The following is a 13,496-nucleotide window of genomic DNA, read 5'->3' as shown; positions in this document are numbered from 1 at the left end:
TTTATAAAATGATACTTAAATGCTGTGGTTACTTAGTTGATACCAGTACCCATCTATACAACGCGAGAGCGATTAACTCTAATTGAAATTATGGTGTTTTTGCGTTGTCAAAATAGAGATTCATCAGACGTTCTGCATTTTGCTCACATGTAATTTCATCTGGTTTGTTATTAATAGCTTCAATCATGGTATGTAAGTTTTGCTTACTGACTTTTAGCTTTTGTTCTAAAATTTCTATTTCCTGAATTTTGGTTTCAATCGTTTGAATGAGAGCATCATGGTCCCAAGCGACAACTTTCGATGGCAAAAATGCTTTAATTTCTGCTAAGGAAAACCCAACTTGCTGGGCTTGCTGGATTAAAGAAAGTTGTTTCAAATCGTTATCGGTATATTCACGATAGCCATTCGATTTTCTTTTGGCTTTAGGCAAGAGTTTAATTTGCTCGTAATAACGAATAGTAGGAGTACTTAAACCACTTAATTTCGATAACTCGCTAATATTCATAGCTACATACTCTCTTGACATTCAAGCTAACTTTAGACTTATAGTAACACAAAAGCAAGGTTCATAACTTTACCAAGCACACACTTTCAGTAACAACTTTCTATGCTTTGATAGACGAAAGAATAGAATTATAAATATGAAAAATGAGGTGAGAAAATGTCTAAACGCATATTACATGTCGTGACTAATGTTTCACGCTATAAGGATGTAGATCAACAAACAGGACTGTGGTTAGGTGAGCTCACCCATGCCTATGATGAGTTTGAAAAACAAGGTTATGTGCAAGATATTGTGAGTCCAAATGGCGGAAAAACTCCAATTGAACCAAAATCGCTTGTGCCTTTAGTGGCAGATAAATCTGTTAAAGACCGAGAAAAAGATCAGGCTTTTATTACGCTGCTGGCAAATACCTTTAAGCCTTCCGATATTAATTGGCAAGACTATGACGTGATCTATTACACAGGTGGCCATGGGGTGATGTGGGATTTTTTAGATAATCCTGAACTTCAAGAAATCACCAAAAACATTTATGAAAAGGGCGGCATTGTTTCGAGTGTTTGTCATGGCTATTGTGGCTTGCTCAATGTCAGACTTTCAAATGGTGACCGACTTATAACAGGCAAAAAGTTAACAGGCTTTGCATGGAGTGAAGAGGTTTTGGCAGGGGTGGCAAAAAAAGTGCCGTACAATGCCGAAGAGTTAGCGAAAGAATATGGCGCTCGTTATGAAAAAGCTTTTATTCCTTTTGCACCATACGTCGTTCAAGACGGCAAATTAATTACCGGTCAAAACCCTTTTTCAGCTAAAAAGACGGCTTTAGCGATAATAGAAGAGCTAGAAAAGTCATAATTTAGTAATTCAAATATAAACCCTAAAAGTAGGACCAGCGATGGGCTTACTTTTAGGGTTTTTAAATAAATGGATTGATCCTACGAGGTTAAATTTAAGGAACAATCACAAAATCAGGGTTTGCTATTGCAAAAACTGCTTCACGGTCTGCAACTGGTGGATAAATCCAGACAGTATTAATTTCCTGTTTAATTTTTTTCGCTTCTTCACGCACAAATTGAACTTGTCGATCCCAACCTTCGGTATAAAGTGCACCCCAAGGACCTAAGTCAACACAAGTGACATACTTCGGTTGGCTGTATGGATGAAGTGGTAAATCAACCAATTCTGCCGCAGCGTTATACCCCGCCACACGGCCTAAGCTCATAGCATGCTGACACGACATCACATTAAAATTGCCTAAATCATCGGTTAGAACTTTTACAGTGTCACCAGTCACAAAAATGTTTTTTGCTTCAGGTGCATGTAAATAAGCATCCCCAATCAAACGACCCAAATTATCTTTTTCACCAGCAATTTGGGAGGTGAGTGGGTTGGCTCGCATGCCCGCAGTCCAGATCACGGTTTCTGTTTCAATTTTTTCGCCGTTAGAAAGCGTTACGCCAGTGGCATCTAACGCCGTAACTCTTAGCCCAGCTTTACCTTCAACACCTAGCTCGTTAAGGGCTTCTCGAATAACAGTCGCAGCTTGGTCACCCATTGCTGCACCAATTTCTGTTGAGGAATCAACTAAAACCACACGGACATCAGTTTCACCTAAAATGCTACGCAGACGCTCAGGCATTTCGGTCACGGTTTCTAACCCCGTAAGACCACCACCAGCAACAACTACAGTGTTACGTGCCGCATTTGCGGGTTTATGGGCTAAGTTTTTAAGATGTTGGTCCAGTTTTTCTGCATCTTCTAGGGTGCTTACGCTAAAGCCATATTCGGTAAGGCCGGGTATAGGTGGCATAAACGTCGTACTTCCTGTTGCCAGAATAAAACGGTCATAGCTAAAGGATTGTTTGTTGCCATTGGTGGTTGAAACCTCAATTGTTTGTTGATCGGCATTAATTTTATTTACCCAACCTGCCAGAAATTTAACTCCCACCACACTTAATAACTCTGAAATATCAGGGTTCATGTTTTCAAGCACAGCTTCATAAAGACGAGGACGGATCCCAATATTTGGGCTAGGGGAAACCATCAGCACCTCAATGTTTTGTTCTTGCGACGCTAAGTGAATTGCTCTTTGTGCAGCAAGTGCAGCCCATAAACCAGCAAAGCCAGAACCAGCAATAATAATACGCTTACTCATTTGATTATCCTTTTGATCGATTTTTCGGACAACACATTCCAGCTCATCACAAAATTTAGGGTGAGCGAGTCCTTTCCCTGATTGTCCGAAAAATCTGAGAAGGCGTTTAAAAAGAATTAAGGGAATTTTATGTTAGGGTACGAACCCTATCAGTTCATTAGTCGGGAGTATCCCGCGATATTTTACTTTTACGCATTTTTGCTGTTCTTCCTTCGATGCGTTCATTGATCCAGCCATTTACATCACTAAAAAACACGTCAGGTGCATAACGGCCAAAACGGTCTGCAATATCGCCAAGTGTATGGGAACCTAAAGCGTCTCGCATGGCTTTTTCGGCCTGTAGCATGACTGCATGCACTGCACACACACCACTGGTTGCCCAATCTGGCGGGGCATTGTTAAAAACTGCACATTTTCCACGAACTTCTTGGCACTCAAAAAGCGGTTTTTCACCCTCAATTGCATTCACGATATCTAAAAAACTGATTTCGTGAGCAGATCGAGCCAGTAAATATCCACCACGAACACCTTCTTGAGCAATAACGAGACCTGCCTTTTCAAGTTTAGGAAAAATCTTGGCCATAAAACTCGGAGAGACTCCTTGTAATTCAGCAAGATCCTTACTACTCAAAGGTTTATCTTCATTGTTCACAAGAAAAAGAAGACAATGAATCGCATACTCGACGCTACTAGTGATATAAGCCATTTAATTTCATAATTGATCAATTACAAACACAGACTAATGTAGTCTGTGTTTTAAGTCAACAATAAAACTAAGACAAAGTTAGTCCTAGTTTAAAGAAGGCTATTTAAAAGTGTTAACTATGAATGTATCTAATTGAATAATTTAAATTTTATTAAATAAACAGATTTTAATAATTTATAAAAAATATTTTATTAAGTTCTCTTAATCGTAAGAATGTCTAACAGGTGTTTAATCAAATAGTTCACCACTTATAAGTAAGATAGATGAAACGGGATAGGCATTTATCATTTATTTATAGAGTTATTTAAATTATATTTACATAGATTGTTTTACTTAAAATATTAAATAGCTTTATCTGAATAAAAATATTTTTACATAGCATGATGAATGAATAAGAGATTTGTTTTGAAAACTGAATTTATTATTAGATGTATTTATGCACTTTGCCTTATCGGTGCAGGGCTCAACCATTTACAAACAGTTTTGATGCATGGTTTGTTTTGGGACTATAACAATGCGCCTTTATTTACTTGTATTTATTGGACATCTTTAACGTTTATTGATCCACTTGCTGCAATTCTTCTATTTTATAGACCTCGTATCGGCTTAATTCTAACTTTTCTTATTATATTTAGTGATGTCATTCACAACACTTGGATTACATTAAAGGTAGGGCGAGACTTGCTCAACTATATGTATATTTCCCAATTTTTATTTCTGGTTTTTGTTGTGTGCACAATTAAGTTTCCTTGGAAGGCACATAAGAAAAGTTAAAATTTAAATATTGGAGAGAAAAAGCATTCTTTTACTCTCCAAATAATTTCTTCAAACTTACGAACGCCACCAATAATTCTCAACATTCGGCTCATTTAAGTTTAAGAGTTCACCCATTTGAGGTGTACTAATCGCTAAATTATTTTGTTGAGCCAAGGCGACGATACGTTCAAACGGGTCATCCCAAGCGTGAAGTGCCAAATCAAAAGTACCATTGTGCACAGGCAACAAATGACGTCCTTTTAAGTCGATATGTGCTTGTAAAGTTTGCTCTGGCTGCATATGAACATCAGGCCATTCAGGGTCATAAGCGCCCGTTTCTAACATGGTGAGATCGAAAGGGCCATAACGATGTCCAATCTCTTTAAACCCATCGAAATATCCCGTATCTCCACTAAAAAATACACGTAAGTCATTATCAATAACCACCCATGAAGCCCAAAGCGTCGCATTGCTATCGCCCATACCACGGCCTGAAAAATGATGGGCAGGGGTAGCAACTAATTTTAGTCCATTTACCTGTGTGGTATCCCACCAGTCGAGCTGCTGAACCTTTTCTGCTGGAATTCCCCATTTAATGAGCGTATCACCCACACCAAGCGGTGTTAAGAAATGCTCAACTTTATCGTTAAGTTGCATGACTGCATGGTAGTCGAGGTGGTCGTAATGGTTATGGGACAAAATCACGCCTTTAATGGGTGGTAAGTTTGCAATGCTAATCGGTGGCTGATGGAAACGTTTTGGACCAATCCATTGAAAAGGTGAGGCACGCTCCGAAAAAACAGGGTCGGTTAACCAAAATTCATTTTGCAGTTTTAACAAAATGGTTGAGTGGCCTAAACGAAATAGAGAGCGATCGGGTGCACTTAACAACTGTTCTTTCGACAAACTTAAAACATGAATTTCTCTGTTTGGAACGGTGTCTTTTGGTTTGTTAAATAAAAACTTCCACATGAGCTGAAGCGTTTTGCCAAAAGAAGGCTGGTGTTGGTTTGGACGCGTATTTCTAAATTTGCCATTGTGTTGCTGAGATGGCATTAAGGGAGTAGGCAAGTCTGTTGTGCTTGAAATAGTCATTTTGTTTTTCCTTATTGGAACAAACCTATATGTACAAATAAGAACTTGGGCTAAGTGCTTATTTAGATTTATTTAAATGAGTATTTACTCACTCATTAATTCATTCAAAAATAAGGACGCCGTGCATCCTTAACTCTTGTCTATATTGAAACTGCATGCCAAAAGGCTTCAAAACCTGATTTGCGATAACGCTCGGCTTGAGAAGGGTCTTGGGCAATAAAATTGAGTGTAACTTCGGCAAGCGCACCTAAAATTGAAGCAATAAATAACGGCGGGTAATCTTTTAATTTGCCATCATTAATACATTCTTGAATGTTTTGAGTCAGGTCACAAAAGGTTTGCATGCCAATTTGTTTGCTTTGCTCAGTAATTTGTTCCGATGTTGAAAGCTGCGCCATTACTTTACGTTTAAGGGGAGCTTCTAAACTCCAGTCCAAATAGCTTTGCCAAATGTGCGACATTTGTGTTTGTAGGTCAGAATCAGCAGGGTAACTAAGCATCATCATCTGACGTAACTCAGCTTTTAGTGAAAGATATAACTGATTCAGCAGCTCTTCTTTATTACTAAAATAGGTAAATAAAGTACCTTCTGCCACGCCAGCAACTTTGGCAATTTTTGAGGTAGACGCACGCTCGCCAAGCTCTGCCAATGTTTCGATAGCAGCACTTAAAATTGCATTACGTTTATCTTCACTACGTGGACGAGCCATATACAAAAATATTAATTGAGTGATTACTCAATCATACATAAAAATATGAGCAGTGCAAGTGAAATAGAATTTTACTGTCATAAATTTACTATTTTATAAACTATTCATAAGCTGCAATATTTGACTCTTACACCATACGATTTGGTGTTCATGGGACTTTTGCTGATCCCAATATAAATTCATCTGATATCCAACAATATCTATCGGTAGCGGATGCACCTTAATTTGAGGGTAATTATCTTTAAAATGAGCAATTTGACATTGAGGAATCGTGAGTAAATGGTCCATTTGTGTAATTAAACGGATTGCCGTTTCATATTGTTGGCAGCGGAAACTAATTGTTCTTTTGATACCTTGTTTGGATAAGAAAAAATCTTCAAAAACACGACCTGTAGGACGAGAGGACACTGTAATGTGCTTAGCTTCTAAATAAATTTCTTTGGTTAGGTTCGTTTTGGATAATAAGGGATGCTGCTTACGACTTATTACTACAAATTGATCTTTAGTAAGGCATTCATAACCAATGCTATCTTCAACCGAATGTTGAACATCAATCGCAAAATCGATTTTCCCAGTAGAAAGCTCATGTCTTAAGTTTTTACGATCAATGCGTACGCTATTTAACTGTAAATTAGGATTAAATTGAGTTAAGTGCTGAATAATAGAGGGTAAAAAAATTCCTTCATACTCATCATTCATAGCAATTGTGAGATGCTTTAAATCTCGTGCTGGCACAAAGTCATGTGTGCTCTGAATTGCTTGATGCATAAGTTGTAATGACTGTTCAATTTTAGGCCATAAACGTTTGGCTAAAGGTGATGGAACAACACCGTGTCCATCTCGAATAAATAATGGGTCATTAAAATGATCGCGTAAACGAGCTAATGCATGGCTAACAGCCGGTTGGCTTAGAAAAAGTTGTTCACTGGCCCGTGTTAGATTTTTTTCTTTATAAATTGCCACAAATACACGAAATAAATTTAGGTCAATACGAGCAAGAGAGGCAATATTATTATTCATTTCATTCATAGTTTGTTATTCAAACAATTCATTTTATTCATTGTAACAAGTTAGATATGGTCAGGAAATAGCGTAAGAAATAGAGTGATTAAAACCGTGAATTTTGAATGTAGCGCTTGCGGTAACAGCATTTAGAAAGCGTTGGTTACAACTAATTTTTATAAAACCTATGAACATAAGGAAATGATATGGCAACACATTTATTTGATTTGACTGGAAAAATAGCCTTAGTTACAGGTGCAAGCCGTGGTATTGGCGAGGAAATTGCCAAACTTTTAGCAGAACAAGGCGCACATGTAATTGTCTCTAGTCGGAAAGTTGAAGATTGCCAACGTGTTGCTAATGAAATTATTGCAGCAAATGGAAAGGCGGAGGCTTTTGCTTGCCATGTGGGTAAACTCGAAGATATTGCAGAAATTTTTGAATATATTCGTAAAGAACATGGTCGTTTAGATATTTTAGTCAACAATGCGGCCGCCAATCCCTATTTTGGGCATATTCTTGATACGGATATTGGGGCCTATAACAAAACGGTTGAAGTCAATATTCGTGGATATTTCTTCATGTCTATTGAAGCGGGCAAATTAATGAAAGAACAGGGCAGCGGTGCAATTGTTAATACCGCATCTGTAAATGCCCTGCAACCAGGAGATCGGCAAGGTATTTATTCTATTACCAAAGCTGCGGTGGTGAATATGACTAAAGCCTTTGCAAAAGAATGTGGACCATTGGGCATTCGAGTGAATGCTTTATTGCCGGGTCTTACCAAGACCAAATTTGCTTCGGCACTATTTGAAAATGAAGATATTTATACAAGCTGGATGAATTCAATTCCATTACGCCGCCACGCAGAACCACGTGAAATGGCTGGAACTGTACTTTATTTAGTGTCCGATGCTGCGAGTTACACCAATGGTGAATGTATTGTGGTTGATGGCGGTTTAACTATTTAGGGAGGAATAGCAATGTATGAACATTATTCAGGCCAAGTGGTCTTAATCACAGGTGCGGCGAGTGGATTTGGTGCATTGCTGGCAGAGCAACTGGCAAAGTATGGTGCAAAATTAGTGTTGGGTGACTTGAATATTGAAGGGTTAAATACTGTAGTTGAACCGCTACGCCAAACAGGAGTGGAGGTGGTTGCGCAAGTGTGTGACGTCAGCTGTGAAGCAGATGTACAGGCTTTGGTGCAAAGTGCAGTTACTCAGTTTGGTAGAATCGATGTCGGGATCAATAATGCAGGTATGAGTCCACCTATGAAAAGCTTTATTGATACCGATGAAGCAGATCTGGATTTGAGTTTTGCCGTCAATGCCAAAGGTGTGTTCTTTGGAATGAAGCATCAAATTCGTCAGATGTTGCAACAAGGTGGGGGCATTATTCTGAATGTTGCTTCTGTTGCAGGTTTAGGCGCTGCTCCCAAATTGGCTGCCTATGCTGCGGCAAAGCATGCTGTGGTGGGATTAACCAAAACAGCAGCGGTTGAATATGCAAATAAAGGCATTCGAGTTAATGCAATTTGTCCATTTTATACAACCACCCCGATGGTGGTCGACAGTGAACTCAAAGAGAAACAAGACTTTTTAGCGCAGGCCTCGCCAATGAAGCGTCTTGGCCATCCAAGTGAAGTGGTGGCAATAATGCTGATGATGTGTGCCAAAGAAAACTCATATCTCACAGGTCAAGCCATTGCAATTGATGGCGGCGTGACAGCTTATTAAAACATTTATTAAATACATCTTATTCATATGTTTAGGAAAAAATCATGACAATTAATTTAAGCAATCGAGTGGCTATTGTTACAGGTGCAGGCGCAGGTCTAGGGCGGGAACATGCATTGTTACTGGCTCGTTTGGGTGCAAAAGTGGTCGTGAATGATCTTGGTAGCGATGTAAACGGAAAAGGTGGCTCAACCATGGCGGCCCAAAAAGTCGTGGATGAAATTATTGCGGCTGGTGGCGAGGCGATGGCAAATGGTGCTTCAGTCACTGATATTGAACAAGTTCAACAGATGGTAGATGAAACCATTGCCCGTTGGGGACGTGTAGATATTTTAATTAATAATGCTGGAATTCTTCGAGATAAAACTTTTAGCAAAATGTCACTAGATGACTTCCGTACCGTGATTGATGTCCACTTGATGGGGGCAGTAAATTGCACTAAAGCGGTATGGGATATCATGCGCGAGCAAAAATATGGTCGTATCGTTATGACGACTTCATCCTCTGGTCTATATGGCAATTTTGGGCAGTCCAACTACAGTGCTGCAAAAATGGCATTGGTTGGGCTCATGCAGACACTGGCTTTAGAGGGTGAAAAATCTAATGTTCGGGTGAATTGTTTAGCACCAACAGCTGCAACTCGTATGCTTGAAGGATTATTACCCGAAGAAGCTCTTAAAGCTCTTGCTCCAAGTGCGGTCAGTCCTGCAATCGCGACTTTGGTTAGCGAAGATGCACCTACCCGTATGATTCTTTGTGCGGGCGCAGGTAGTTTTGAAGCTGCCCACATTACCCTTACGCAAGGAATTTATTTAGGTACGGATGAACAAGTTCCGCATGTCTTAGCACAACGGTTAGCTGATGTTTCAGACCGAACAGATGAGTTTGTGCCTGTCAGAGGAGGCGCTCAAGGTGAGCTTGAGCTGAAAAAAGCTTCATTAATGGCAGGAGAATAATTTTGACAAAAAATACATTAAGCATCGACCAACTGGTTGAGTTGCAAGGCCAAGCATTAGGTAGCTCGCAATGGATGACCATTGATCAAAGCATGATTAATACCTTTGCAGATGTCACACAAGATCATCAATTTATTCATGTGGATGAAGAAGCTGCTCGTCAGACACCTTTTGGTGGCACGATTGCCCATGGTTTTTTAACACTCTCTTTACTTTCAGCGATGGCCGCTCAGGTGTTGCCGACTGTACAGGGGCAGAAATCTGGCGTGAATTATGGCATCAATAATTTGCGTTTTATTAATCCTGTACATAGCGGTAGGCGGGTGCGTGGAAATTTTCACTTAAAAAATGTTTCCCAAAAAAATAAGGGAAGTTATCAGTTGATCATGGAAGTCACGATTGAAATCGAAGATCAGGCAAAACCAGCACTTGTGGCTGAGTGGCTTACACTTGTAAATGTATAGGAATAAACCATGAGCAATGAATTAATTCTCTCTCGCCGTGATGTCGATTTTTTGCTATTCGATTGGCTAAAAGTTGAAGAACTCAGCCAACGCAATTCTTTTGCAGGACAGGACCGTTTTGAATATACGTCTGTTTTAAACGTTTACGAGGCTTTGGCAACCGATTTATTTGCTCCTCATAATAAAAAAAATGACAGTAACGAACCTGTTTTTGATGGTGAACGTGTAACTGTCAATCCTGAAGTAGGGGTAGCGCTAAAGGCCTTTGCTGAAGCAGGTTTGATGAGTGCAGCGTTTCCGTCAGATTGGAATGGGATGAACTTACCTAATACCATCGAGCGTGCAGGTATGGCATATCTACTCGGTGCCAATTCAGGAACTGCGGGCTACGCCTTTTTAACCATTGGTAATGCAAATTTATTAATGGCTCATGGAGAACCTGAAAAAGTTAAACCCTATGTCAACGCCATGATAGAAGGCAAATGCTTCGGAACGATGTGTTTATCTGAACCTCAAGCAGGTTCAAGTCTGGCTGATATTCGTACACGTGCGATTAAAACAAAAGATGGTCGTTATCGTTTGTTTGGAAACAAAATGTGGATTTCAGGTGGCGAGCACGATATCTCTGACAATATTGTTCATTTGGTTCTGGCAAAAATTCCAGATGAAAATGGACAATTACCAGCAGGTGTGCAAGGCATTTCTTTGTTTACTGTACCGCGCAAATTACTCGATCAAAATGGACAGCCAAGTGAACGTAATGATGTGGTATTAGCTGGAATTAACCACAAAATGGGCTATCGGGGAACTGTGAATTGTGTGCTGAATTTTGGGGAAGGTCGTTTCACACCCGAAGGAGAAGCAGGTGCTATTGGTGAGCTAGTCGGCGAAGCTGGTAAAGGGCTGGCCTATATGTTCCATATGATGAATGAAGCCCGAATTTCGGTTGGACTTGGGGCAGCAGCATTGGGATATACAGGTTATCTTCATGCTTTAGATTATGCAAAAACTCGAGTACAAGGTCGCTCTCGTAGTGAACGGAATCCAAGTTCTCCACAAATTCCGCTTATTCAACATGCGGATGTTCGCCGTATGCTATTGGCGCAAAAATCATATGTCTCAGGTGCGTTGGCACTGTGTCTATATGCAGCCCGATTAACCGATGATATTCACTCGCTTGAAGATGCCGAGAAGCGCAATCAAGCCCATCAATTACTTGATCTATTAACACCAGTGGTGAAAAGCTGGTCTTCTGAATGGGGGCTTGTGGCAAATGATTTAGCCATTCAAGTTCATGGCGGCTACGGGTATACCCGTGAATATAATATTGAACAGTTTTATCGGGATAATCGACTCAACCCAATTCATGAAGGAACATTTGGCATTCAAGCGCTCGATTTATTAGGACGAAAAACTCGTCTTAATCAGGGACTGTCGATGAAGCTATTACATGAAAAAATCATGAATACGATCGCACAAGCCAAAGCTGAGCCTTCTTTAAAAGATCATGCAGATCAATTAGACCAAAAGTGGCAACTCATCCGAAATGTAACAGAGAAATTGCATGCCTTAACCGATGTAGAACTTCAACTGGCAAATGCCGCCAATTATCTAGAAGCTTTTGGACATCTTGTGGTGGGCTGGTTATGGCTTGATCAAGCGGTAATCATTCATAAACTCATGCCGAACTCAACAGACCCTGATTTTCTGCGTGGGAAGCTTGCCGCGTGTGATTATTTCTTTGGCTGGGAAATGCCGAAAATTATAAGTTGGTTAGCGGTACTTGATCCGGTAGAGACGACTCCACTCAATATGTCAGAAGAATGGTTCTAATAAGAACCATTCCTTAACCGCGCCGTTTGACAGAAAAGGAGAACAACCTGATTTTATAGAAAATCCCTAATAAGAATCACTATGTAAAAACAAACATCAGGCGTTCAGTAAAGAGTGCCCTAATAAGTAAAAATAAAAATCTAGGACGGATTAAAAGATGAAAAAGAAAACATTAGTCATGGTCATGGCTTCATTTTGTACGAGCCCACTCTATGCAGCAGCATTTGATCGAACAGGACAATCAATTTCTGCATTTCTACAACCCGGTAATTATTTTGAGGCAAGTTTATCTGTTTCAGACACTTCGTTAGAAGGACAAGAAGCGGGTATAAACCCAACGCGTAATAGTATTTCTGATATTGCAAACTCTGATTATCGTCCCAGTGCGGCTTTGAAATTACAGTTAGCACCTCAGTTTTCATTTGGTTTTCTTTACGATCAGCCCTTTACTTCCGACTCAGAATATTATGGAAATAACAGCTTTGTTGCTAAGCCGAGTGATACGATTTTAGTACCGGGCATTGATTCAGCAACACTTGCCCAAAAGACCGGTAGAGAAGTCGTAACAGGGAACACCAAATCGAATTTTGTTATGCAAAATTTTAGTCTGATTTTTGGTTATCAACCGGATAAAAACTGGAATTTTTATGCAGGTCCTGTTTATCAGACATTTAAAAGTAACGTCAATTTAAGAGGTCAAGTTTTCAGTTTATATAATGGCTATGACTTTAATGCCAAAGAAGTTGGAGATTGGGGATGGCTGGCAGGATTTGGTTATCAAATTCCCGAAAAAGCCATTAAAGCCTCATTGACCTATCGTTCAGAAATTATGCATGAAGTGACAGCCAATGAAAATGCGCCACTAGTTAATATGTTAAGTACACAACAAGGCCGTGATTTTCTTGATCAGCATTTGGCGTATATGGTTTCTATAGGACAACTCACTGAATCGCGGAAGGATGCACTCAATCATATTGTTGCGGGCTTACCCGAAGCAGGCACATCAGGCTCAACTAAGTTTAGAGCGCCAGAGTCAGTGAATTTGGAATTTCAGACTGGATTACGCAAAGGGACTTTATTGTTCGGTAACGTGCGTTGGGTTCACTGGAATGATTTTGAGTTTAAACCGTATCGTTTTGGTGAAATCTCAGAAGTTGTTGGGGTTCTATCAACGCCAAGTCGACCAAATGGTTTTAATCTGGTTCGTTATTATGATGATCAATGGTCTGCCAATCTTGGAATTGGACAACGCCTAAGTGATAAATGGTCGGGTTCAGTTTCTGTAGGTTGGGACTCGGGAGCAGGTGAGCGCGTGTCCACAGGTGGGCCAGCTAAAGGTTATTACAGTGTTGGTCTTGGTGCGCAATATAGTCCAACTTCAAAATACTTTATTTCAGGTGGAATGAAGTATCTATGGCTTGGTGACGCCAAAGGTCAGCTTGGTGCTCAGGCAGGCAGTGAATATTATGTGGGTGAATATAAAAATAACTATTCAATCGGTTACGGTTTGAAAATTGGTTATAAATTTTAATTCAGCTATTTGATGGATCGCTTAGTTATATAAATAGTTTATTTCTGCAC

General features: G+C 39.8%; 14 protein-coding genes. 8 read left to right on the top strand and 6 right to left on the bottom strand.

The annotated features are described in order from the left end of the window. Window positions 1–88 precede the first annotated feature (88 nt). Window positions 89–505, bottom strand: coding sequence for a MerR family transcriptional regulator (locus J690_RS07725; protein ID WP_002113932.1), 417 nt, complete (start codon window positions 503–505; stop codon window positions 89–91). Between the two features lie 156 nt (window positions 506–661). On the opposite strand from J690_RS07725, the gene J690_RS07720 reads away from it, so the two are divergent. Beyond that, window positions 662–1,354: a type 1 glutamine amidotransferase domain-containing protein gene (locus J690_RS07720; RefSeq protein ID WP_005074209.1), complete on the top strand. Its 693-nt coding sequence runs from the start codon at window positions 662–664 to the stop codon at window positions 1,352–1,354. A gap of 94 nt (window positions 1,355–1,448) precedes the next feature. Here J690_RS07720 and J690_RS07715 read toward each other — a convergent pair whose 3' ends face one another. Then, a complete protein-coding gene (locus J690_RS07715; RefSeq protein WP_032035199.1) occupies window positions 1,449–2,654 on the bottom strand; it encodes an NAD(P)/FAD-dependent oxidoreductase in 1,206 nt (401 codons plus the stop codon). Between the two features lie 157 nt (window positions 2,655–2,811). Beyond that, window positions 2,812–3,360 carry an RrF2 family transcriptional regulator gene (locus J690_RS0104075; RefSeq protein ID WP_032035197.1) on the bottom strand — a complete coding sequence of 183 codons (549 nt, stop codon included), beginning with the start codon at window positions 3,358–3,360 and terminating at the stop codon, window positions 2,812–2,814. Between the two features lie 405 nt (window positions 3,361–3,765). Between J690_RS0104075 and J690_RS07710 the strand changes: the two genes are divergently transcribed. After that, window positions 3,766–4,134 carry a hypothetical protein gene (locus J690_RS07710; RefSeq protein WP_081405098.1) on the top strand — a complete coding sequence of 123 codons (369 nt, stop codon included), beginning with the start codon at window positions 3,766–3,768 and terminating at the stop codon, window positions 4,132–4,134. Between the two features lie 57 nt (window positions 4,135–4,191). Here J690_RS07710 and J690_RS07705 read toward each other — a convergent pair whose 3' ends face one another. The 3 genes from J690_RS07705 to J690_RS07695 form a co-directional block, all read right to left on the bottom strand. Next, window positions 4,192–5,211: an MBL fold metallo-hydrolase gene (locus J690_RS07705; protein WP_032035195.1), complete on the bottom strand. Its 1,020-nt coding sequence runs from the start codon at window positions 5,209–5,211 to the stop codon at window positions 4,192–4,194. A 140-nt stretch (window positions 5,212–5,351) separates the two neighbouring features. Further along, window positions 5,352–5,921 (bottom strand): TetR/AcrR family transcriptional regulator, encoded by a 570-nt coding sequence (locus tag J690_RS07700; RefSeq protein ID WP_032035194.1) that lies wholly within the window; start codon window positions 5,919–5,921, stop codon window positions 5,352–5,354. Between the two features lie 93 nt (window positions 5,922–6,014). Continuing rightward, the gene (locus tag J690_RS07695; RefSeq protein ID WP_029423797.1) at window positions 6,015–6,950 is read right to left on the bottom strand and encodes a LysR family transcriptional regulator; all 936 of its coding nucleotides are present in this window, start codon (window positions 6,948–6,950) and stop codon (window positions 6,015–6,017) included. Window positions 6,951–7,129: 179 nt separating this feature from the next. Here J690_RS07695 and J690_RS07690 point away from each other — a divergent pair, with 179 nt between their 5' ends. The 6 genes from J690_RS07690 (at window position 7,130) to J690_RS07665 (ending at window position 13,446) form a co-directional block, all read left to right on the top strand. Then, a complete protein-coding gene (locus tag J690_RS07690; protein ID WP_032035192.1) occupies window positions 7,130–7,894 on the top strand; it encodes an SDR family oxidoreductase in 765 nt (254 codons plus the stop codon). A 12-nt stretch (window positions 7,895–7,906) separates the two neighbouring features. Next, window positions 7,907–8,662, top strand: coding sequence for an SDR family NAD(P)-dependent oxidoreductase (locus tag J690_RS07685; protein WP_032035190.1), 756 nt, complete (start codon window positions 7,907–7,909; stop codon window positions 8,660–8,662). Between the two features lie 44 nt (window positions 8,663–8,706). After that, complete coding sequence (locus tag J690_RS07680; protein WP_000154577.1) at window positions 8,707–9,618, top strand: SDR family NAD(P)-dependent oxidoreductase; 912 nt, start codon at window positions 8,707–8,709, stop codon at window positions 9,616–9,618. 2 nt (window positions 9,619–9,620) lie between these two features. After that, window positions 9,621–10,082: a MaoC family dehydratase gene (locus tag J690_RS07675; protein ID WP_032035189.1), complete on the top strand. Its 462-nt coding sequence runs from the start codon at window positions 9,621–9,623 to the stop codon at window positions 10,080–10,082. Between the two features lie 9 nt (window positions 10,083–10,091). Further along, window positions 10,092–11,915, top strand: a complete 1,824-nt coding sequence (locus tag J690_RS07670) for an acyl-CoA dehydrogenase (protein WP_032035188.1) — start codon at window positions 10,092–10,094, stop codon at window positions 11,913–11,915. Window positions 11,916–12,072: 157 nt separating this feature from the next. Beyond that, window positions 12,073–13,446 carry a long-chain fatty acid transporter gene (locus J690_RS07665; protein WP_032035186.1) on the top strand — a complete coding sequence of 458 codons (1,374 nt, stop codon included), beginning with the start codon at window positions 12,073–12,075 and terminating at the stop codon, window positions 13,444–13,446. Window positions 13,447–13,496: the final 50 nt, after the last annotated feature.

Source organism: Acinetobacter sp. 742879, from assembly GCF_000588535.1.
GTDB lineage: Bacteria > Pseudomonadota > Gammaproteobacteria > Pseudomonadales > Moraxellaceae > Acinetobacter > Acinetobacter pittii.
The sequence above is the reverse complement of the archived record's forward strand: the minus strand, read 5'-3'. Positions and strand labels throughout refer to the sequence as shown.

Excerpts from the sequence above, each read along its gene's own strand:
- J690_RS07705 (WP_032035195.1), bottom strand. The coding sequence starts at position 5,211 with ATGACTATTTCAAGCACAACAGACTTGCCTACTCCCTTAATGCCATCT.
- J690_RS07680 (WP_000154577.1), top strand. The coding sequence starts at position 8,707 with ATGACAATTAATTTAAGCAATCGAGTGGCTATTGTTACAGGTGCAGGC.
- J690_RS0104075 (WP_032035197.1), bottom strand. The coding sequence starts at position 3,360 with ATGGCTTATATCACTAGTAGCGTCGAGTATGCGATTCATTGTCTTCTT.
- J690_RS07685 (WP_032035190.1), top strand. The coding sequence starts at position 7,907 with ATGTATGAACATTATTCAGGCCAAGTGGTCTTAATCACAGGTGCGGCG.
- J690_RS07690 (WP_032035192.1), top strand. The coding sequence starts at position 7,130 with ATGGCAACACATTTATTTGATTTGACTGGAAAAATAGCCTTAGTTACA.
- J690_RS07665 (WP_032035186.1), top strand. The coding sequence starts at position 12,073 with ATGAAAAAGAAAACATTAGTCATGGTCATGGCTTCATTTTGTACGAGC.
- J690_RS07720 (WP_005074209.1), top strand. The coding sequence starts at position 662 with ATGTCTAAACGCATATTACATGTCGTGACTAATGTTTCACGCTATAAG.
- J690_RS07700 (WP_032035194.1), bottom strand. The coding sequence starts at position 5,921 with ATGGCTCGTCCACGTAGTGAAGATAAACGTAATGCAATTTTAAGTGCT.
- J690_RS07725 (WP_002113932.1), bottom strand. The coding sequence starts at position 505 with ATGAATATTAGCGAGTTATCGAAATTAAGTGGTTTAAGTACTCCTACT.
- J690_RS07695 (WP_029423797.1), bottom strand. The coding sequence starts at position 6,950 with ATGAATGAAATGAATAATAATATTGCCTCTCTTGCTCGTATTGACCTA.
- J690_RS07715 (WP_032035199.1), bottom strand. The coding sequence starts at position 2,654 with ATGAGTAAGCGTATTATTATTGCTGGTTCTGGCTTTGCTGGTTTATGG.
- J690_RS07670 (WP_032035188.1), top strand. The coding sequence starts at position 10,092 with ATGAGCAATGAATTAATTCTCTCTCGCCGTGATGTCGATTTTTTGCTA.